Annotated in this window: 24 protein-coding genes; 4 read left to right on the top strand and 20 right to left on the bottom strand. The window is 44.4% G+C overall.

Going from position 1 to position 18,141, the window contains the following annotated elements; translation table 11 throughout:
- Window positions 1–572: 572 nt before the first annotated feature.
- A complete protein-coding gene (locus MiSe_RS34455; RefSeq protein ID WP_226588643.1) occupies window positions 573–1,322 on the top strand; it encodes an SIMPL domain-containing protein in 750 nt (249 codons plus the stop codon).
- A 21-nt stretch (window positions 1,323–1,343) separates the two neighbouring features.
- Here the strand turns inward: MiSe_RS34455 and MiSe_RS34460 are convergent, their stop codons facing one another.
- Window positions 1,344–1,502 carry a hypothetical protein gene (locus tag MiSe_RS34460; RefSeq protein WP_226588645.1) on the bottom strand — a complete coding sequence of 53 codons (159 nt, stop codon included), beginning with the start codon at window positions 1,500–1,502 and terminating at the stop codon, window positions 1,344–1,346.
- A 97-nt stretch (window positions 1,503–1,599) separates the two neighbouring features.
- On the opposite strand from MiSe_RS34460, the gene MiSe_RS34465 reads away from it, so the two are divergent.
- Window positions 1,600–1,839 carry a hypothetical protein gene (locus MiSe_RS34465; protein ID WP_226588648.1) on the top strand — a complete coding sequence of 80 codons (240 nt, stop codon included), beginning with the start codon at window positions 1,600–1,602 and terminating at the stop codon, window positions 1,837–1,839.
- A 98-nt stretch (window positions 1,840–1,937) separates the two neighbouring features.
- Here MiSe_RS34465 and MiSe_RS34470 read toward each other — a convergent pair whose 3' ends face one another.
- From MiSe_RS34470 to MiSe_RS34485, 4 genes are all read right to left on the bottom strand, one after another.
- Entirely contained in the window at window positions 1,938–2,984 is a 1,047-nt protein-coding gene (locus MiSe_RS34470; protein ID WP_226588649.1) for a WD40 repeat domain-containing protein, read from the bottom strand.
- Entirely contained in the window at window positions 2,981–3,415 is a 435-nt protein-coding gene (locus MiSe_RS34475) for a heavy metal-responsive transcriptional regulator (protein ID WP_226588652.1), read from the bottom strand. The genes MiSe_RS34470 and MiSe_RS34475 overlap by 4 nt, the downstream gene beginning before the upstream one ends.
- A 91-nt stretch (window positions 3,416–3,506) precedes the next feature.
- Complete coding sequence (locus MiSe_RS34480; RefSeq protein ID WP_226588655.1) at window positions 3,507–3,803, bottom strand: hypothetical protein; 297 nt, start codon at window positions 3,801–3,803, stop codon at window positions 3,507–3,509.
- 244 nt (window positions 3,804–4,047) lie between these two features.
- The gene (locus tag MiSe_RS34485) at window positions 4,048–4,239 is read right to left on the bottom strand and encodes a CAB/ELIP/HLIP family chlorophyll-binding protein (protein WP_226588657.1); all 192 of its coding nucleotides are present in this window, start codon (window positions 4,237–4,239) and stop codon (window positions 4,048–4,050) included.
- Window positions 4,240–4,552: 313 nt separating this feature from the next.
- Here MiSe_RS34485 and ald point away from each other — a divergent pair, with 313 nt between their 5' ends.
- Window positions 4,553–5,641 (top strand): alanine dehydrogenase, encoded by a 1,089-nt coding sequence (gene ald / locus MiSe_RS34490; protein ID WP_226588659.1) that lies wholly within the window; start codon window positions 4,553–4,555, stop codon window positions 5,639–5,641.
- A gap of 115 nt (window positions 5,642–5,756) precedes the next feature.
- Here ald and MiSe_RS34495 read toward each other — a convergent pair whose 3' ends face one another.
- The gene (locus MiSe_RS34495; protein ID WP_226588661.1) at window positions 5,757–6,320 is read right to left on the bottom strand and encodes a DUF4126 domain-containing protein; all 564 of its coding nucleotides are present in this window, start codon (window positions 6,318–6,320) and stop codon (window positions 5,757–5,759) included.
- 494 nt (window positions 6,321–6,814) lie between these two features.
- On the opposite strand from MiSe_RS34495, the gene MiSe_RS34500 reads away from it, so the two are divergent.
- The gene (locus MiSe_RS34500; protein ID WP_226588663.1) at window positions 6,815–7,951 is read left to right on the top strand and encodes a glycosyltransferase; all 1,137 of its coding nucleotides are present in this window, start codon (window positions 6,815–6,817) and stop codon (window positions 7,949–7,951) included.
- Window positions 7,952–8,161: 210 nt separating this feature from the next.
- On the opposite strand, the gene MiSe_RS34505 is transcribed toward MiSe_RS34500, so the two are convergent.
- The 14 genes from MiSe_RS34505 to MiSe_RS34570 all read right to left on the bottom strand — a co-directional run bounded on the left by MiSe_RS34505 (window position 8,162) and on the right by MiSe_RS34570 (window position 18,111).
- A complete protein-coding gene (locus MiSe_RS34505; protein ID WP_226588665.1) occupies window positions 8,162–9,151 on the bottom strand; it encodes a glycosyltransferase family 2 protein in 990 nt (329 codons plus the stop codon).
- A 382-nt stretch (window positions 9,152–9,533) separates the two neighbouring features.
- Window positions 9,534–9,605, bottom strand: coding sequence for an HNH endonuclease (locus MiSe_RS53085; protein WP_373872942.1), 72 nt, complete (start codon window positions 9,603–9,605; stop codon window positions 9,534–9,536).
- Window positions 9,580–10,083 carry an RNA-guided endonuclease InsQ/TnpB family protein gene (locus MiSe_RS51390; RefSeq protein WP_264196758.1) on the bottom strand — a complete coding sequence of 168 codons (504 nt, stop codon included), beginning with the start codon at window positions 10,081–10,083 and terminating at the stop codon, window positions 9,580–9,582. Before MiSe_RS51390 ends, MiSe_RS53085 begins: the two co-directional genes overlap by 26 nt.
- A 1-nt stretch (window position 10,084) precedes the next feature.
- Window positions 10,085–10,360 (bottom strand): hypothetical protein, encoded by a 276-nt coding sequence (locus MiSe_RS34520; RefSeq protein ID WP_226588671.1) that lies wholly within the window; start codon window positions 10,358–10,360, stop codon window positions 10,085–10,087.
- A 350-nt stretch (window positions 10,361–10,710) separates the two neighbouring features.
- Window positions 10,711–11,016: a transcriptional regulator gene (locus MiSe_RS34525; protein WP_226588674.1), complete on the bottom strand. Its 306-nt coding sequence runs from the start codon at window positions 11,014–11,016 to the stop codon at window positions 10,711–10,713.
- Window positions 11,013–11,372 (bottom strand): type II toxin-antitoxin system RelE/ParE family toxin, encoded by a 360-nt coding sequence (locus tag MiSe_RS34530; protein ID WP_226588677.1) that lies wholly within the window; start codon window positions 11,370–11,372, stop codon window positions 11,013–11,015. Before MiSe_RS34530 ends, MiSe_RS34525 begins: the two co-directional genes overlap by 4 nt.
- 236 nt (window positions 11,373–11,608) lie before the next feature.
- Complete coding sequence (locus MiSe_RS34535) at window positions 11,609–12,244, bottom strand: hypothetical protein (protein ID WP_226588680.1); 636 nt, start codon at window positions 12,242–12,244, stop codon at window positions 11,609–11,611.
- Window positions 12,245–12,263: 19 nt separating this feature from the next.
- Window positions 12,264–13,295, bottom strand: coding sequence for an RAMP superfamily CRISPR-associated protein (locus MiSe_RS34540; RefSeq protein ID WP_226588682.1), 1,032 nt, complete (start codon window positions 13,293–13,295; stop codon window positions 12,264–12,266).
- Entirely contained in the window at window positions 13,292–13,780 is a 489-nt protein-coding gene (locus tag MiSe_RS34545) for a hypothetical protein (RefSeq protein ID WP_226588684.1), read from the bottom strand. Before MiSe_RS34545 ends, MiSe_RS34540 begins: the two co-directional genes overlap by 4 nt.
- Complete coding sequence (locus MiSe_RS34550) at window positions 13,777–14,724, bottom strand: RAMP superfamily CRISPR-associated protein (protein WP_226588687.1); 948 nt, start codon at window positions 14,722–14,724, stop codon at window positions 13,777–13,779. The genes MiSe_RS34545 and MiSe_RS34550 overlap by 4 nt, the downstream gene beginning before the upstream one ends.
- A gap of 27 nt (window positions 14,725–14,751) precedes the next feature.
- The gene (locus MiSe_RS34555) at window positions 14,752–15,372 is read right to left on the bottom strand and encodes a hypothetical protein (protein WP_226588689.1); all 621 of its coding nucleotides are present in this window, start codon (window positions 15,370–15,372) and stop codon (window positions 14,752–14,754) included.
- A 28-nt stretch (window positions 15,373–15,400) separates the two neighbouring features.
- A complete protein-coding gene (csx7, locus tag MiSe_RS34560) occupies window positions 15,401–16,261 on the bottom strand; it encodes a type III CRISPR-associated RAMP protein Csx7 (RefSeq protein WP_226588691.1) in 861 nt (286 codons plus the stop codon).
- Window positions 16,262–16,282: 21 nt separating this feature from the next.
- On the bottom strand, window positions 16,283–16,852 hold the full coding sequence (locus tag MiSe_RS34565) for a Uma2 family endonuclease (protein ID WP_226588694.1): 570 nt from the start codon (window positions 16,850–16,852) through the stop codon (window positions 16,283–16,285).
- 101 nt (window positions 16,853–16,953) lie between these two features.
- Window positions 16,954–18,111 (bottom strand): putative CRISPR-associated protein, encoded by a 1,158-nt coding sequence (locus tag MiSe_RS34570; RefSeq protein ID WP_226588696.1) that lies wholly within the window; start codon window positions 18,109–18,111, stop codon window positions 16,954–16,956.
- Window positions 18,112–18,141 lie beyond the last annotated feature (30 nt).

Raw genomic sequence — 18,141 nt, forward strand, 5'->3', positions numbered from 1 at the left:
CTGCGTAGGCAGGTTTTGTTTGTGTAGGCGCGATTTTAATCGTCCGCATCTTTGTCCGAAATCTCTTTTTTCCAGATTGTGGCAATCTATAGCGCCCCCCACCCTCGAAGGGTGGGGCTATACAAACTTGCGTCCGCAAGGCAAGGACTGAAGAAAACTCAAAATTTTGAAACCTGCGTAGGCAGGTTTTGTTTGTGTAGGCGCGATTTTAATCGTCCTGCAAGGGTGGGGCTATACAAATAAAGTCCGCAAGGCAAGGACTGAAGAAAATGCCAGGTTTTGAAACCTGCGTAGGCAGGTTTTGTTTGTGTAGGCGCGATTTTAATCGTCCGCATCTTTGTCCGAAATCTCTTTTTTCCAGATTGTGGCAATCTATAGCGCCCCCCACCCTCGAAGGGTGGGGCTATACAAACAAAGTCCGCAAGGCAAGGACTGAAGAAAACTCAAAATTTTGAAACCTGCGTAGGCAGGTTTTGTTTGTGTAGGCGCGATTTTAATCGTCCGCATGTTTGTCCGAAATCGCCTTCCTCCCCATTGTGGCAATCAATAGACCATCACCCTAAATAAAAACGATGAACGGAGATTCTGTACTGAACCGTTTCCCTCAACTCTTTGGGGGACTATTTGCTTTATCTGCTGCTATTGTTATCAGTTCTTTTATCGGTGCTGGCGCTATTCGAGAGGTTAAAAGCGCTAACGATGTCCTCACCGTTACAGGTTCTGCTAAAAGACCGATTCGTTCTGACTATATTATCTGGCGTGCTTCGGTATCGAGTCAGCAACCCACTTTGGCAGCAGCTTATCAGGAAACTAAGCGCTATAACACCAGAATCCAAAGTTATTTGAAACAAAAGAAAGTTCCTTCTGAGGCAATTAGCTTTACTTCCATTGAAACTTCGTCTGTGCCGGAAATTTTACCCAATGGTCGCGAATCTGGAAACACTCTCGCTTACCGAGTCGTCCAGCGCTTAGAAGTTCGTTCGGATCAAGTCGATCAAATTACCGCGCTTTCCCGTCAAGCAAACGATTTGATTAATGAAGGGATTCCGCTGCAATCAAATCCACCGGAATATTTATACACTCAATTGGGTAAATTGCGGGTTGAAATGTTAGCGGAAGCGACCAAAGATGCTAAGGCGCGTGCAGAAGCGATCGCCAACAGCACCGGCAACCGCGTCGGCGCTATTCGCAACGCCAGAACCGGCGTTTTTCAAATTACACCCAGATACTCAACTGAAGTCAGCGATGGAGGCGTTTACGATACATCTTCCCTGGAAAAAGATATCACCGCTGTTGTCTCCGTCAGTTTCGGCATGGAGTGAGATGATTGCAGATTTGAGATTTTAGATTTCAGATTGGGGATGATATTCACAGCGCTTAATATTAGACCTATTGCAAAAGTCTTCTTCATCAACTCTGGAGGCAGGCGAGACGCCTACCCCACAAGAATTTTTTTGGTTTTGTGGGGTGGGCATCTTGCCCGCCCCAAATACTTTTGCCATAATTTTTGTGGGGCATCTTGCCCGCCCCAAATACTTTTGCCATAATTTTTTGTGAGTTGTGTTACAGTTGTAATAGGTGAATAAAAAGGTAAAAACAATGGCTCGACTACTCAAGCGCTGGGAGTCTCCCCGCCGCGAAGGCAGGAACGACAAAGGCAGAGGCGGATCGGCAAGAGCAAGACAACTCAAGAAGCAGCAAAAGATGTTGCTCAAGAAGCTCAAAGAAGAGTCCAACGGCGAAGGCAAGAAAAATTCAAGGGGAGGGAAAATTAATTCCCTCCTCTATTTTTTTAGGATGTATTGCGATCGATCTCACCCTGGTTTATTTACTATTTAATAAACCGCGAAGACACGAAGAACGCGAAGGAAGAAGGAAGAAGAAAGAAATAGATTATCTTCTACCAATTAGCAATTAGCCATTAGCCATTAGCCAATTTAATACACTGCCTGCCAAATCCGAATTGTACCATCGTATCCGCCGGTGGCGAGTAATTGCCCATCGGGACTAAAAGCAAGGGTTTGTACCCAATCTGAATAACCGGGAATTGCACCAATTTGCTGTCCGGTTCTGATATCCCACAATCTTACGCCATCTCTTCCTGCGCTGGCTAAAGTTCGCCCATCGGGATTAACTGCAACTGCGTTGACTACGTTATTATGTCCAGTCAGGGTGAAAGACCTTCTTGTTGATAAATTCCAAACTTTAACTGTGTGGTCGTAGCTAGCACTAACTATGCTGTCTCCATCGGGGCTAAATGCGACAGAACTAATCGCACCTTCGTGCCTGCCAATAATACCAATTGATTGACCGTTGGTAATATTCCACAATTGCACAACGCCTGCCCTTCCGCCACTGACAAATAAGGGTTGATTTGGACTTACTGCAAGTGAGTAAATCATCGGTTGTGCTAAAGGTGCAAGGGTGTAAAGCAGTCGTTGCGTCTTGATTTCCCAAAGTCTAATTCCGTCCAAACCGCCGCTGATTAAAGTTTCACCATCTGGTGTAATTGCCAGGGAAAGAATGTTGGTGATGGGATCGATAAATCTACGGGTTAACTTGCCATCTTTGACATTCCAAAAAATTATATTCTTGTCATCGCTACCGCTGGCGATGGTGCGACTATCGGGAGTAAAGGCAAGTCCCATGACGCGGATGCTGTGCGCCTGGAAGGAACTTCTTCTTCTACCCGTTTTGGGATTCCATATCCTAATCCTGTTGTCAATTTCGCCACCGCCGCTGGCGAGAAAGTTTCCATCTCGACTGAAGGTCAAAGACCATACGGGACCCCAATGGGCGTATTGCAGGGTGTGTAGCAGTTTTACATCTTGCCAGGGTCTAGCCGTGGGCAAGGTGGGAACGACAACCGGGGGCGACTCTTCGGTGGTTCCGTTGGTCAATGGCGATCGCTGACTCAGTGCCGCGCTCGTAGTTATACTGATAAAAGCAGTTACAAATATTACCCAAAAAGCGAAGCGTTTCATCCCGTCTCAGATTGAATGTTCGGACAAATTGTACTAGCTTGGCGGTGTTTTGGGGGTTTTTCTTGCCAGTCAGAGAGTAAAGTTTGCAACTGGTGTTGCAGCATTTCCAGTGCGGCAATTTGTGCGGCGATCTGTTGTACTTTCCCTTGCAGCATTTGCTTGACTTCCCCGCAGGGTAGCTGCCCCTGGTCGTAAACCTGTAAAATTAGTTTAATTTCGCTTAATTTCAGCCCTAGCGCCTGGGAGCGCTTGATAAAATCCAGCCGCTTCATTACCCCCATCTGAAACAACCGATAACCGGACTCGGAGCGTGCTACCACTGGCGATAGCAGCCCAAGGTCTTCATAATACCGTATAGTCTTCACCGGCAACCCGCTTTTGTGCGCCACTTCGCCAATTTTGAGCAGCTTGCCTGCAACAATATGGGTCATGGGTTATAGGGCAGTAGAATTGCAAATTGCAGATTTTAGATTGGGATTAAATCTGAAATCTAAAATCTAACATCTGAAATTCACCTGCTTCTTAGTAAGGACGATTTTTCTTATTAGAAGCGTTCAAGCTGGGGAGGGGAGGGCGAGAAGGTTGGGGTGGTAGATAATATTGAGGAGCTTCGGCGGGTGTTTCCTCGGTGTGGCGCCCCATTATCAACCAACGCAGCGCGATCGCTAACCCTACCGTGCCGATTCCGAAGGCGAGTAAAGACCCGCGATCGCCGACTCCACCAATTACAGCATCAACTGCTCCCACAATCAAAATAAAACTCGAAATCGGTTCTTTGCGGTAGGCTGACCTTAAAATCCGAACAAATGCAGCATTCATCAGCGTTAATTCTACTCTCGTTTTGATTCAATCTTAGCGCTTGCAAAAAAAGGCGAAAACCCCAGCAACCTCTGCCGCTGGGATGAAACGCCTATCAACCCTTGGGGGGCTTCTCAACAATATAATCCTTCACTGTAATCTGGCGTACAGAAAAACTTAATCTCAGGACTTACGCTTGGGCGACCTAGCAACCGGGTTTCTTGCTGCGATCTCTAATAGAAACCCGGTTTCTTTGCCTATGGCGCTAATTTAACCCCAGCCAGGATAGCACGCCTTGTCCAGTGACATATTCAATCAGCAAAGTCAGCGCAAACCCGATCATCGCTGCTCTACCATTTAAGCGCTCTGCGTACTCGTTGAAACCAAACTTCGGCTCTTCCAACTTGGGAGTCACGGTTGGTTGAGGTTGAGTCGTTGGTTGAAATCCTTGTGCCATTTTTAAAACCCTCTCTCGAAAAAATTAACTAATTTGGTCGGTTAAGCTACCGACAAGAGGCTCGGGCGGGTGTTAGATTTTACCTGTCCTCTTGGGGTTGACTTAGCCTCGCCTATTTACAATTCTTTACAACATTTATTGTACAGGCAAGGTGGGGAAAAGGGGGAAAAGGGGGAAAAGGGGAAAAGGGGGAAGAGGGGAATTTGCATTCTCCTGAAGCTCCCCTGCTCTCCTGCTCCCGGATTCCCCCTTGTCTGCCACCTAAAAGAAATCGGGCTTAAGCTAGAGATAAGGGGTTTGGTAGAGGTTACAGATGGAAATTGGCGTTCCGAAGGAAACAAAAGATCAAGAGTTTCGGGTTGGGTTGAGTCCTTCCAGCGTGAGGGTGCTGCACGATCGCGGACATTCAATCAAAGTAGAAACAAGTGCTGGTGTCGGTGCTGGGTTTAGCGATGAAGATTATATCCAGGCAGGGGCGGAAATTGTCCCCACAGCAGCGGATGCTTGGAATAGAGAACTGGTAGTGAAGGTAAAAGAACCGCTGCCGCCAGAGTATCAGTTTCTGCAAAAAGGGCAGTTATTATTTACATACCTGCACCTGGCAGCAGTTCGCAGCCTTACCGAGCATCTGATCGATTGTGGCGTGACGGCGATCGCTTACGAAACCGTAGAACTGCCAGACGGCAAACTCCCTCTCCTCACCCCCATGAGCATCATCGCCGGACGCCTAGCGGTGCAATTTGGCGCCCGGTTTCTAGAACGCCAGCAAGGAGGACGCGGCGTGCTTTTAGGCGGCGTTCCCGGTGTTAGTCCTGGAAAAGTGACGATTTTGGGCGGCGGCGTTGTCGGGACGGAAGCTGCTCGCATTGCCGTCGGTATGGGTGCCAGAGTCGAGATTTTAGACGTAAACGTCGATCGTTTGGCATATCTGGAAACCCTATTTGGCTCCAGAGTCGAACTACTTTACAGCAACCCTACCACGATCGAAGCACTCGTTCCAGATACCGACTTGCTCATCGGTGCGGTTTTAGTCCCCGCACGCCGCACGCCGATCCTAGTTACGCGAGCATTTGTGCAAAAAATGCGTCCTGGATCGGTAATAGTCGATGTAGCAGTCGATCAGGGGGGTTGTATCGAAACCCTGCATCCCACGTCCCACACCAACCCCACCTACATCGAGGAAGGCGTCGTACATTACGGCGTCCCCAATATGCCGGGAGCAGTCCCTTGGACGGCAACGCAGGCACTGAATAACAGTACTCTACCCTATGTCCTCAAGTTGGCTAATTACGGCATAAAAGCATTAGAAATGGAACCTGCTTTAGGCAAAGGGTTAAACGTTCAAAACCACCAGCTAGTTCATCCAGCAGTCCGAGAAGTATTTCCAGATTTAGCTAAATAGGCTAATGGCTAATGGCTAATGGCTAATGGGTAATAGTAAAAAGGCTTTTTTGCCAGCTTACAGTCAACAAAGAGCAATTAGCAATTAGCAATTAGCCATTAGCAATTAGCAAAATCTAAAATTCCTTTTGACGCCGCTGTTGCCAGTACCACCGATACCAATCACTCGAACTGCGGACAGCTAGCCATAGTAAAAATAAGGCAATTAATCCTCCCTGTCTGGGGGCATCAAAAGCGAAAAAAACAAGGGCTATGCATAAACCGTCTTGGGCAAACACCAACCATAGGGGCAAACCCCGCAGTCTAAAAAACCAGCCGACTTGAACTAGCTGTAGTACTAAAGCTAATAAACCACCAGTTATCCCAATTAATGGGATTAACCAAGCAGCTAAGTCCTTAACTTCGGCAATAGTAATCCCCATCATTGCTCCCACAATCGGGCTGAAAATTAATTCAACCGTTTGCAGTATCCGCTGTCCCAATAGCTTTTTGGAAGCAACCAGTTCCAAGAACGACCAACTGGTGAGGACTCCTACAAGGACTTGTGGATGAATCTGAGATAAAATTGGTACTTTAGACCAAAGCTCGTTCTGTAACAGCCCAATCAACAGTAGGGGTAGGGCAATTCTCCCCACTCCTACCGCAGCAGCAGCAGAAAGGGCGGCTAAAAGTTCAATCATAGTTGTGCGCTATCAACCAAACAGTGGACACTAGACAACTAGGACATTCACTGGATAGATAGCCAGCTTCAGTCCTATATGGACTACGTTAAGACGGTCATGACACCTCTAGGTGCTTTCGGTGCAAAGAAGCTCTCTGTCGTTAGAAGTTAAACAGACGTATTTGGTTAAGGAGCGTGCTTCTAGCCTAAAAAGCCCTCTTAAAATTAGCGAGGAAAACTTTACCCCAGAAATGGGAGTTGGTGAGAGCAGGTTTCCATCAAAAGCCTGCTCTTAAGCGATAGATATATGTACGCATTTTCCACTGTTGTCTAATTTTTCAGCAATTAGAGGCGTTGCGATCGCTTGACGTTTCAAAGATTGGCAAGGGTATCCTCAGTTTTTAACTTAAGGCTACTTCTGTCTTATCTTTAGCATAGCTTTTCCATCTTAGATATCTTCCATATCTCCCCCACATATGGTATGAAACTGGGATAACGTCCCAGAGGTTTTTGATGATTATCGCTGTACAAATACTGCTGCTTATCCTTATTATTGGTTCTATCATCTTTTATCTGGCCTGTGCTGTATGTACCCGCCAGTTTTTTGCCTCTACCGAGTCAGTGACGGAAAATCAGGATGCACCTGTATCGATTTTAGTGCCGGTGTGTGGCTTGGATGAAGGGGCCTGGGAAAATTGGTCAGCTTTTTGTCAGCAGAATTATCCAGATTACGAGGTACTGTTTGGGGTGATGGATGTCCAAGACCCTGCTGTCCCCGTCCTCAAACAACTGGTGGAGACGTTTCCCGACCGTGGGAAACTTTTTGTCGGGTTGGCACCTCGCGGCATTAACCATAAGGATAGCAACTTGAGCTATCTGTTAGAAGAATCGAACCAGGAAATTATTATTTTTGCCGATAGCGACATTCGCGTCAATCCCGATTATATTCGTACCGTGACTGCGCCTTTAGCCGATCCGGAAGTTGGTTTGGTGAGTTGTGCTTTTGTCGGGTACGATCCTCAGTCTGTGGGTGCTGCGATCGCATCCTTCGGTCGCTGTGTTGATTTTATACCCAGTGCCTTGCTCGCTCGCTTTGTAGATGGCGGTTTTCGCTTTGCCGTCGGTGCAACAATGGCTACCCGTAAATCAACCCTGGCTAACTTTGGCGGGTTACACCTCAACCGCATTGGGTCGGATTATAACTTGGGGAAGCGGGCTGCAATGGCAGGGTATCGAGTGGAATTCTGCCGCTATGTTCTGGAGTCGGATACAGGACGCGAGAGTATCGGCGAGGTGTTTCAGCGAGAGTTGCGCTGGGCAAGAACAATTCGCTACAATCGCGGGCCTCAGTACTACACGATGGCGTTCTGTTACGGGACGGTGTATTGCTTGCCCCTGCTGATTATGTCGGGATTGGCTGAGTGGGCGCTCGCGCTAACCCTATTTACAATGGTGATACGTTATACCGAAGCCATGGCAACAATTTTCAGTATAGGATGTCCTAAACTTATACCCTGGCTGTGGCTGCTACCTTTACGCGACTTACTCAGCTTTGCCGTTTGGGCAATGGGTGCGTTTGGACAAGGCGTATACTGGCGGGGAAGGCGACTGCGAGTGATTGAGGATGGTCTTTTAACGCAATGGGAATAGGATATTGCAGATTTTAGATTTTAGATTTCAGATTTTAATTACTCGTTTCCCGCCGGAAGAATACCTATTAAATGAACCGCCATAGACGCGCAGCGGCTTCCCGTAGGGTAGACGCACTGGACGCCAAGAAAGAAGAGAGAGACAATATTGGTAATGTTCTAGGGGGTAGGTAATAAATCTGAAATCTGCAATCTGCAATCTTAAATTTCCTCAATCTCCCAGGATATCGTTATAGACATCCAGCAAGTATTTTGGGGTGAAAACGGTTATAACATAACCTGTAAAAATCAGTGCCAAGGCGCTGATAACGATGGGAATGGCAAGGGGTAGATAAATGAATTGACGGGGGTTATTTGCCCACATTTTCTTGACTCGATCTGAGAAAACTTCTAACTTGCCATTGCAGCTGGTCATGGGGTCGCGCTCTCTTGTTTCAGCCACAGATTTTGCTTTAGTTAACAAGCGGTTTTGCCAGTAATAATCGTGTCCGATTAACAAAAAACGCCAGAAAAAGTGAGATAAGCCATTAGGCGGGGCGTGAGTTGCCCTCGCTTGCGATTGGTTCCAAATAATGTAACCAGCATTTTGCAAGTTGCGGGCATGAATGACGCAGTTACCGCGATAAAGGGGTAAATCGGTAGGAATGGGATTACTCAGGAGAAATTCGCGGCGAAAAGCTACATTATTGAGGAAATATTGAGAAGTTGGGGTGAGGGTTTTGTGTCCGGAATGTTGGGGGAAAATATAGGTCAGCGCCATCGCAGTGCCGTAAGCACCTTTAGAGAGCGTCATTGTTTCTCCGGCAACAATTTGGATATCCTCTCCTGCGGTAAATGCAGTGAGGATACTTCTCAACCAGTTAGGTTGGTAAATGCAGTCTGAATCAAAATAAACTAGGATTTCCCCTGTCACTAATTCGGCACCCAGCATCTTGGCTTTGTAATAGCCAGTCGCTAATTGAGTGTGGTGAACTTTAATCCAAGGATACTGTTGGCACAGATGCTCTAGTATGTGGGTGGGAGTGTCACCGCTATCGATCAGCAAAACCTCATTCGCACAAGTGGGCGAAATGTCTTGATTTGCCAGCGTTTCTAAAGACTTAAATAAACCCTTAAGATCGGCATTTGCTAAATTTTCCGTCTCTAAGATGAGGGAAAAACTGGGTAACTGTGTGTTTAGCGGTGTTTGTATTTGTTGCATATGTTACTTTTGCTCGCAAGCACGATAGGCCAAATTTGATACTGCCACGGCTAGGCTTCGCGGTCATCCGTGGGATTCTTGGTTCACAGAGAAAACTTTTCCTCACAGGCATGAGCCAATCAAGATAGCGGTTTCCTCTCCTCAAACGTTTCCTGCTCAAACAGGACTTAGGCAAAAAAACAAGGGTGATAGGAAAAATCGTGGGTTTAGAGGCGCTCGATTGACGCATCACCTTTGTTTTTGGCCCCGCGTGCGTAAGTCCTGTCTTTGACAGCCTTTGTCGGGTAGTTCTGGGGCATTGCTGCCCCAGAACCCCCTAAGAACGGCTCGTGAAAGTTTCCCTTCCAGCCGCTATAGCTATCTACAAGGCATTTGCGTGAATTTACTGATGGCAGTATGGGTGGAATAATTCTAGGTTTTTGTCTGTATCAAGTCCACCCTGACTTCTGGGTATTTTGTGGTGCTTGTGCAGTTCTTCCCCGTTGTCTAAGGATTCTCCGCCGGATCGGCAGACATGGTTTTGGATTTCGGCAGGCAAGTTTTTGTAGGGAGAACGAATCGCATTTAGATTTTTCTACGCACAACGCCGTTTTAATGGCGAAATCTTTACCCTGGCGGGAAACTTTTAGATGCAGTCGTCCTAGTAAGCCAACTGCTTTTTTCCGGTTGTTAGAACCTTTTTTCCTTTTGGAAACGAGGCGCTGCAACCTATCACAAGCTTTTTCGGACTGACGCAGGTGACGGGGATTCTCTACCTTCCAACCTTGAGAATCGGTGTAGAAAGCTGACAATCCGACGTCGGACCCAATTGTTTTACCAGTAGGTTGAATGCTGATATGACGTTCTGAATCTATCACCAACTGAATGTAATATCCATCGCTACGACTCACAATTCTGACACGCTTAATCTGGTCAACTTGGTAATAGTGCAATTCATAAAGCCACCTGCTTTGTCAGGTGGCTAGCAAAAAAATGCCAGATTACGAATTGGGTAAGCTTGCGTTGTTGCCGAAGTTCTGGGGGAATGGCTTCAAAATGCTCTAAGAGAAAATTCATCAAGGCGAGGTGACGCAAGTCGTGCGGTTGGGGATGGCGGTGGTTGTCTCCTCTGGCAAACCAGCGACGCACAGTAGTAACGGAACGAGAGCAAATGAGAGCAATCGCTTCTTGTGGCACATCCCATTTGGCGTAGAACTGTTGCGGAATCATCGCCAGTTCGCAATAAGCGTAAAGCTCAATGATTCGCTGTTCTCGCTCGGTAATCGGGCGAGTCGGCTTGGCGCTGACTCACAGGATGAAGGTTTGTTTTAGTCCCCTTGCGGGGAAGTGGTGAGAACTGAATCAACTGTTCAATCACCATACTAGAGGCGTGTTTCCATCCCCTTGCGGGGTAAGTTTAAAAACTGCTAAAAGTCGTTGAGAAACTTAAACTCTCTAGTCTTTTAAATCATAGCTGTCATTTTGAGAAAAGTCAAGCCATTATTAGCAAAAGACAAGGGGCAGGAATATTATAGTTTCCTGCCCCTTGTCTTTTGCTTCTGGATACTACTGAGTAGCAGTTAATCGAACTGAGCAAGAACGATTTCCTTGTCAGGGAAATTAGCTACTAATTTTAGACTGCCACCAAGCGACTGGATGTAGCGAGAGAGGGTAGAGATTTGAATATCTTCTGGGTTATCCAACTCAGAAAAAGCAGACTCAAAAGTGCTGAGGTCTTTTTCCAAATCCTCATCTGTATAGCCCAAAGACTTTCGCTGTTCCAAAAGGGTAAGATGGAGTAATGCAAGTTGAGCGCGAATTTTGTTTCTTGCTCTTCGCTCTGGTGTCATCCGATTTCGCAATTCACTAAAAGGCTTTGTCTTCATATCAATCCTTCATTTTCAAGCTCTTTTAACAGTTGGTCGTAGAGCTTATCAGCTTTGGGTATATTCTCTTCATACCAGCGGTCGTTGCCCTTTTTGTTACCGCCTAAAAGAAGTATCGCAATCCTGCGAGGATCAAATGCATACAAGATTCGATAAGGCTCTCCTTGATGTTGTACTCGAAGTTCTCGCATATGTTGGTGACGAGACCCATTGACACCCGAACTCCGAGGAAATGGAAGATTCGGCCCTCTTTCTTCGAGCAACTGTACCGCGCTATCAATAGAGTCTTGCGTTTGTTCATCAAGTGTTACGTACCACTCCTCGAACTCGTCAGTATACTCTACTTCGTATGCCATGTTATCTGTCCTTGTGAAGAAACTCGCTGTTCTGTTTGCTGCTTGAAGAATTGATTCAGTTACTCTAGCTGAGGCTTGAAGAGTTGGTTCAGGTAAGTCAGGATGTTTGAGCCTATACATAGGTTTATCGCTCGAATCAAGTATCAAAGTTTACAAGGCTGACAGTTTAAACTATCAGCCTTATTTTTTATAATACACTATATTACACTTAGACCTCGCTCAGTATGCACAATTTTTTATTCACAGCATTTCACCTTTTTGATGCTGCCGTCTTCCTTAAGGTCTAAAACTTCAACCTTAACCACTTGACCTTCGGAGAGAAATTGTGCCTTTTTGGGTTCTTTTTCAGTTAATTTAATCGTTCTCATGATTTCATATGTCACCTTGTTCCCTTTTACGGCAGTAACCTTGGCTTCTAAGATTTGACCAATAGTAAAATTATGAGCGCTAATGACTTCGGCAATTTCTGCTTGACGTGCTGACTCGATGACTGGGGCGGTAATTTCTCCAATTGGTTCAGAATTTTGTTGGTAATAGCGCATTAAACGAGATGCCCAACCTAAAATATGCAGCATCAGGGGGGCATCGTTTTGATAAGCTTTTAGGTATTGGCTGCAAGCTTTTTCCATGCTTTCGTAATATTCAGAAGTGCGCTTGCTATGTCCGATGTGTCTGCCATTCTTGACCAGGGTTTTGAGATAATCAAAAAATTTGGTTCCGGCATTCTCCTGGTGAACAAAAGCGCGAAGGTAAGCGATCGCTTTCCCCAATTCGTTGACATCGGCATTCTCTTTCACCAGAGTTTGCGCGATCGCATGGGCAATTTGCCATTGCACTTCTGTCAGGGATTGGGCAAAAAATTCAACTGTCATAGTTCCGTATCTCTCAGGGTTAGTACATTCCTTCTGGAGGTTCTCGATCTGTGGGATATTTCAGCACCGCAGCTAACTCCTGCAACTGCTGAGATTGGACTAACTGTCGGTGTGCTTCTGCTATTGCTTTTTGCATCATCTGTTGCAGTTGATTTCCCGCAAGTTGAGTTGGTTTTGACTCGTAGGATAAATAGCGATCGCGCAAATTAGCAGGTTGTTCCAGCAGCGTTATTTCTACCGTCATCGTTCCCATTCCAATCGGTTTACCGCCTCCCACTTTTAAAGCAATAGGATATTTCGGTCGATCTTGTCCTAATACAATCAACAGCGTTCCCAGTTCAGCTTGCGTTAAATTTCGATAGTGCAATTGAGTCGTAAATACAAATTCTTTCACTGCTTGTTGGACGGGAATCCCTTGTTGCTGTCCTTTATCAACGGCTCTAATTGTATGGTAATAAAACTTGCGACCCGCTACTTTACCTTGCTTAAAATAGTGATGCTTTGCTTCAGGATGCGGACGATACAAAGAAGGCATAAAACCTGCCCGAAAACCCGCTGATTTGCAGCAAGCATCGGTAAAATGAATTAATCCTTGCCAATCCATTGCTCCAAATACCCGACTTGCAGGACACAAACGCTGTTTATCTTTACAGGGTAAACGTTCGGGCGGAATGTCGTTTTTGTATCTTTGGGTAATCACCGCCAATGTACTATTTGTAATCGCTTCATACACCGACCGCACTACACCCTTGAGCGAACTACCGGGAATAATTAATTGTCCCTCAGTTCCCTGCATCATTGTTTTAATCAAGGGAATACTTTTTTGTCCCACATCGCTTCCCATCACGATAACACCTGTTGCAACATGGAGCGCTGTTTGCACTTTTAAAGTCAGGTGTAAAGTTCCGTGACAGCGGTTTTCATGATATTTATCCTGCCCAATTGGTTGCTGTAATTGGGGTCTTTCCTTCGGGAAAGAAACCATGGCGTAGGGTTTAGGTGCAGGCGTTTCAGAGGATTGATTAAACGGACGGGGTCGTTGAGTTGTCATTGCGGCATTTCCACAGTTAGAGCAACAAAATGCACGGTTGAAGTATCGGCATCAATAAAATAGCGCTGGGCTAACTTAGGCTTATTTGTTTTGGTTTTATCCCCGGAAATTCTGGGGTCGATACTTTCGGGAAAAATGAGCGATCGCGGAAAGCGAGTTTCATCGGTACGATAGCCATAAGCGGCTCTCTGTTGGGTTTTCCAGTCCCCATCAATCGCAGTAAATCCCGCTGTTTCTCCGTTATTTGATAGGATTAGAACATTGTACAAACCGGGTTTTTGTTGTTTCCAGCGTAGTTCGCGATCGGAATTAAACATCTGCCCTTCTGGACTGGGAAACTCTTTCGGAAATTCCTCCAAAATTCCGCTAACTTTGTGAGGCAATCTCAAAAAATAATAGTTAGGTTGATTAGAGGTTGATTGCAACAGTTGTTTCAACTCTTCCTCTGTTAAAAGTTGTTCGCTAACACCAACAAAAACACTCATGCAACTTCTAACCTCCGACGCCAAGAACGAACTGCCCTCATAAATAAATCTTGTACTTGTACATCACCTTGCCATTGCAACTCTACCCCAAAACCGAGAGGCATTGAATTAGCAATAACGGGAGTTTCTTGTTCATCATCAGCCGGAAAACCGTAACGTTCTCGTTCTTCTGGTTCTAAAAAAACTCCCGCACCTAACAGGCGATTATTAGACCATTGTTTTTGTCCGCCAATGCTGCGAATTTGTTCGTTTTCTAACACGCAACCGGGGTATTGCACCACGGCTGAATTAAGTTTAACTTCAACCATTCCTAAACCGCGAGATTTAGCAAACCCTAAACCAAACCAACCTTCATCTAAATCTCGCAATACTAAACCAATTAATCCTAATTGAGCTAAAGAGAAATTCTTCAGGTGGATTTTGGTTTTAAATTCCCCACTCGTGCAAACTTGGTAATTAAATGGCCCGACTGCAACGGAACCAAATACGCGGTCAATTGCTACGCCATTGCGTTCTTCCAATTTCAACTGTTTGAGGTCAACTGGATAAGCATCTTCAATTCTAATGCGACTCGCAATAGCAGTATTGCCAAACATTTGGTCAGTAAAAGAAGATTGCCGATAAATTTCTCTGGTATCTGTAATGCTATCGAGATATTTCAGTTCCTCAAGATTGAGCGGGTTACTTGCCCAGACCGTGTTAGGATTGTTTGGTTTGCGATCGCGTCCTACAGTCCTAACAATTCTCTCAGCATGAGCGCGAATTGCTCCTTTCAAAGAACTTCCCGGCAAATAAATCGAACGTCCCCCCGCGTGGTAAGTTTCGACAAATTCCATATCGGGTTTAGTCGGATCTGCCCCTTCTTTGCCCGATTTAATTAAAATTGGGCCACAAGGTAAGATACTAATATCAATCGTGCATTGGTTAACAAATCGTTTGTGCATGGTTTAAGTTTGAGCGATTGTTAGTAATTAAGCAGCTACTAATTGATTTAGCTGCATTTCACATTGTTGAAACACATAGTTAACAGCAGCAAAGAGTTTATCAATTTCCTGGAGCAAGTAACGGCTACTATTTTGAGTAAAAATGTTTCCTTCCAGCTTACCAAATTCCCAATATTTGCCATTGGAAACAATCCCAAATACAGTAACTTTTAGTTCGTCATTCAATTTTTGTGCTGCAACCATTTCAGCTAGACATTGTGCCCACCCTTCATCAAATTTATCTTGCTTAGCCTCAACCAACAGAAAATAAGGCTTTTCAAACACGAATTTTCCCAAAGGAGAGCGTTTAGCCAAAATATATTCAGGAAAACCAGACAAATTCAGGTCGTAGGTAAGAGATTTATGACTCCAGAGAACAAACTTACTATAATAAGATTTCCAGACTTCTTTGAGAACTGGATAAATCAGATTTTCGCACACAGCAAACTCTGAATTGTCCACAACTGCTTCTCGCATCATAAATGCTAAATCTTCCCGAAAATAGTCAGGGATACGAAATTCAGTTTCTCCCATAAAATTAGCTTCAGTGTAAGTTACCTGAAATTCTTGGAGAACTTCACCGATATCTTTGTAGTTACTGAAACCCATATTGACCTCCTATAAGCAAGTTCATTTTTTAGGCTTGAGCTGTTTGACTTTGAGATAATTGAGATATTTTATTGTTCAGATAATCAATCAGCTTTCGTACCCACTCATCTTTGTAGTCAGCAGCATCTTCGTAGGCTGTTTCATCTTCTCTGACTAGCTTTTGTAGGTATTCTAACAAAAATTGCGGATTGCCTTCAACATCAATCCAGCGCATTTTATCAATTTCCAAACGGACTACACCTAAACCGCGCGATCGCCCTCCACCCAAGGGTATTTGTTCTGTCTCAAATTGGTGCAATCCGATCGTTAATAAACCAAGTTCCCAATCTTCAGCATTTTCCACCACAGCTTTAAATTCAAAAGGAGTTCCTGCTGGCACAACTTGGAAATCATATAATTTCCCATCAGCAGCAGTTTCGGTATCTCGATCGATAGAAACCCCATCCCGTTCTTGATATTGTCCGAACCACGCATCAGGTTGTACGGTTAAATCTCGCACTTGAAATTTACTAGCAATCCAAGGAGAACCAAACAGGGAGGAAACCAAATCTGTCTGTTTCAAAATTGCTTCTGTGAGAGCAAGATCGTTAGTATGTTGATCTTTCAGCTTTTTCATTTCATTAGCGGTAATCGACCACTCGTCCTCAATTGCGGGGTTAGCGACGAGGAAGCGATCGCTTCCCACAATACCGCGTAGGAAACTTTCGACGCGCGATCGCAACGCACCTTTAAAACTAGAACCTGGAATCAAAGGTCTACCCAAAGCATCTTTAATCACAGGTAAATCCGATCCAATTGGTTCAGTAGAACGACCTGCACTAATGCGGAGTGCAGTTACAGTCCAGAGAGTTCCTGTAATTTCCAGTCGATTTTTGAATGTATCAAACATAAACTTATCCAAAAAATTAAGTTATTTTAACATTAACCAGCTAAAGATATCTTGCGCGGATAGTTGTAGTGTATTTTCCAGATAACTCAAAACAGGCAGCATATCTGCATCTTGCTTAATTTCCGGTTGTTTTCCTGGTTTAAATATCATTACCAGTTTCTCTTGAGGATCGATTAACCATCCCAATTCCGTACCGCGATCTAAACAGAATAAAATATTATCAATGACGCGGGTTGGACTTTGTTCTGGCGATAATATTTCTATCGTCCAATCTGGATGGATTTCAAAGCTATTCTCAATTTCGCCATTAGCATCCAGAGGAATTCGCTGCCAGGAAAAGACAGTTATATCTGGGACAATTGATCTCCCGCCAAAAGTACAACGCAACTCTGTAAAAGCACTTGCTATCCGTTCAGGTTCAGCAACTTGATTGATTTGTGTACCTAAACGAATTTGTACTCGGCTATGTTTTCCTTTAGGCATGGGTTTTTGGTAGATTTTTCCGTCGATGTATTCACTAGCAGGTTTAGTTTCTGGCAGTTCCAGAAATTCGGCTAAGGATAGTTTAGGTGGAGATTGGATTGAGGCCATAATTGTGAGGAAATTTAACTAACGATATTCTGGAGAATGGAGAAGGGATCGTAACGCACTCTTAAAACTAGAACCCGGAATCAAAGGTATAACATTTGATTTTACCTGCTTTTAATTCCTTCCTTTCTTTCAACATGGTTGTGAGTTCCGTAATATCGAAGAGATAAGTTACTTTTCTCTAATACTTTGCAGGTAACTCGCAACCCTAACGTATCTCGAAAATGATCGATACTTGTATTTGTGTATCTTTCAAATTGTAAGCCACCATCTTTTTTTAATGCACCCACTCCATCTTTATGTTTAGTAAGTAAATAAGCTACTTTAGCTAAAGTTTCCTGTAGTTTCACCCTTTTTTGGATGTCAGTTTGATTGTGGTAATCATCTTTAAAACTACTCGCATACTCTAACTTCGGAAAATTGAGTAATTCTTCTGCAAGAATTTCATCTTTACATTGATTCCAAATCAGTTGACCCCAAGCTGATAGAGTCATTTCATTACCGTCAACTAAAACCCAGTCTTGGGGAACTTTCTTTGCTTCTTCCGATGATGTAGGTATTTCCCCAGAGTTCATCATGGCTAACTGAACTTTATAAGGTTCAACTTCGGCTCGATTTACCTTTACAGGAAGCTTGGGAATTTTAATAACTTCATTCGATCCCTCAAATACATAAATAATTTCATCGGCATAAAACATACCAATTGTATTGAAGTATCCTTGCAATGCTTTGAAGCCACCCACTAGGTTAAAACAAACTTGGTATTTGTCTTTTTTGCAATTAAGAATTGTTTGTTCTATGAAAGGAATTAACTTTGCCATACCTTCTGTAAAAGTACTGGTACTTTTTGTAGAGAGATCGGACTGGATACAAGTACTTATATTAGTCAATCCGTGCTGCAAAAACGACTCCAAGATTCCAGCAGTAACCCTACTCTGGGCAGTATCCGTGGCGATTAATAAATGGGTATCTGAAATACCCTGCTCCAGTTTCTTATCATACAAGCCATAGATGCCATTTAGTTCAGCACTAGCTTCCCGTATTTCCTCAACATCGGTATCATCGTCATAAAGTTTTTCCTCAGATCTTTGCTTCAGTTCTTCAATAATTTGTGCAATGTCTTGATAATATTGATTGATTTCATCAGTTGTGTAATTAGCTGTTTGCTCTAGTTGCTTAAACCAGTCATCGGGATCTAAATTTATGTCAATCTGGTTAGTTAGTAAGCTTGTGCCAACTGTAGAAATTACGAGTCGAGGCATAACTTGATACTCCTAAATAATTGCGGTTTA

It is taken from the genome of Microseira wollei NIES-4236 (genome assembly GCF_020521235.1).
Classification (GTDB): Bacteria; Cyanobacteriota; Cyanobacteriia; order Cyanobacteriales; family Aerosakkonemataceae; genus Microseira; species Microseira wollei.

What these genes read in the sequence shown, in the direction of transcription:
- MiSe_RS34455 (WP_226588643.1), top strand. Translation starts at nt 573, where the DNA reads ATGAACGGAGATTCTGTACTGAACCGTTTCCCTCAACTCTTTGGGGGA.
- MiSe_RS34460 (WP_226588645.1), bottom strand. Translation starts at nt 1,502, where the DNA reads ATGGCAAAAGTATTTGGGGCGGGCAAGATGCCCACCCCACAAAACCAA.
- MiSe_RS34465 (WP_226588648.1), top strand. Translation starts at nt 1,600, where the DNA reads ATGGCTCGACTACTCAAGCGCTGGGAGTCTCCCCGCCGCGAAGGCAGG.
- MiSe_RS34470 (WP_226588649.1), bottom strand. Translation starts at nt 2,984, where the DNA reads ATGAAACGCTTCGCTTTTTGGGTAATATTTGTAACTGCTTTTATCAGT.
- MiSe_RS34475 (WP_226588652.1), bottom strand. Translation starts at nt 3,415, where the DNA reads ATGACCCATATTGTTGCAGGCAAGCTGCTCAAAATTGGCGAAGTGGCG.
- MiSe_RS34480 (WP_226588655.1), bottom strand. Translation starts at nt 3,803, where the DNA reads ATGAATGCTGCATTTGTTCGGATTTTAAGGTCAGCCTACCGCAAAGAA.
- MiSe_RS34485 (WP_226588657.1), bottom strand. Translation starts at nt 4,239, where the DNA reads ATGGCACAAGGATTTCAACCAACGACTCAACCTCAACCAACCGTGACT.
- ald (WP_226588659.1), top strand. Translation starts at nt 4,553, where the DNA reads ATGGAAATTGGCGTTCCGAAGGAAACAAAAGATCAAGAGTTTCGGGTT.
- MiSe_RS34495 (WP_226588661.1), bottom strand. Translation starts at nt 6,320, where the DNA reads ATGATTGAACTTTTAGCCGCCCTTTCTGCTGCTGCTGCGGTAGGAGTG.
- MiSe_RS34500 (WP_226588663.1), top strand. Translation starts at nt 6,815, where the DNA reads ATGATTATCGCTGTACAAATACTGCTGCTTATCCTTATTATTGGTTCT.
- MiSe_RS34505 (WP_226588665.1), bottom strand. Translation starts at nt 9,151, where the DNA reads ATGCAACAAATACAAACACCGCTAAACACACAGTTACCCAGTTTTTCC.
- MiSe_RS34520 (WP_226588671.1), bottom strand. Translation starts at nt 10,360, where the DNA reads ATGATTCCGCAACAGTTCTACGCCAAATGGGATGTGCCACAAGAAGCG.
- MiSe_RS34525 (WP_226588674.1), bottom strand. Translation starts at nt 11,016, where the DNA reads ATGAAGACAAAGCCTTTTAGTGAATTGCGAAATCGGATGACACCAGAG.
- MiSe_RS34530 (WP_226588677.1), bottom strand. Translation starts at nt 11,372, where the DNA reads ATGGCATACGAAGTAGAGTATACTGACGAGTTCGAGGAGTGGTACGTA.
- MiSe_RS34535 (WP_226588680.1), bottom strand. Translation starts at nt 12,244, where the DNA reads ATGACAGTTGAATTTTTTGCCCAATCCCTGACAGAAGTGCAATGGCAA.
- MiSe_RS34540 (WP_226588682.1), bottom strand. Translation starts at nt 13,295, where the DNA reads ATGACAACTCAACGACCCCGTCCGTTTAATCAATCCTCTGAAACGCCT.
- MiSe_RS34545 (WP_226588684.1), bottom strand. Translation starts at nt 13,780, where the DNA reads ATGAGTGTTTTTGTTGGTGTTAGCGAACAACTTTTAACAGAGGAAGAG.
- MiSe_RS34550 (WP_226588687.1), bottom strand. Translation starts at nt 14,724, where the DNA reads ATGCACAAACGATTTGTTAACCAATGCACGATTGATATTAGTATCTTA.
- MiSe_RS34555 (WP_226588689.1), bottom strand. Translation starts at nt 15,372, where the DNA reads ATGGGTTTCAGTAACTACAAAGATATCGGTGAAGTTCTCCAAGAATTT.
- csx7 (WP_226588691.1), bottom strand. Translation starts at nt 16,261, where the DNA reads ATGTTTGATACATTCAAAAATCGACTGGAAATTACAGGAACTCTCTGG.
- MiSe_RS34565 (WP_226588694.1), bottom strand. Translation starts at nt 16,852, where the DNA reads ATGGCCTCAATCCAATCTCCACCTAAACTATCCTTAGCCGAATTTCTG.
- MiSe_RS34570 (WP_226588696.1), bottom strand. Translation starts at nt 18,111, where the DNA reads ATGCCTCGACTCGTAATTTCTACAGTTGGCACAAGCTTACTAACTAAC.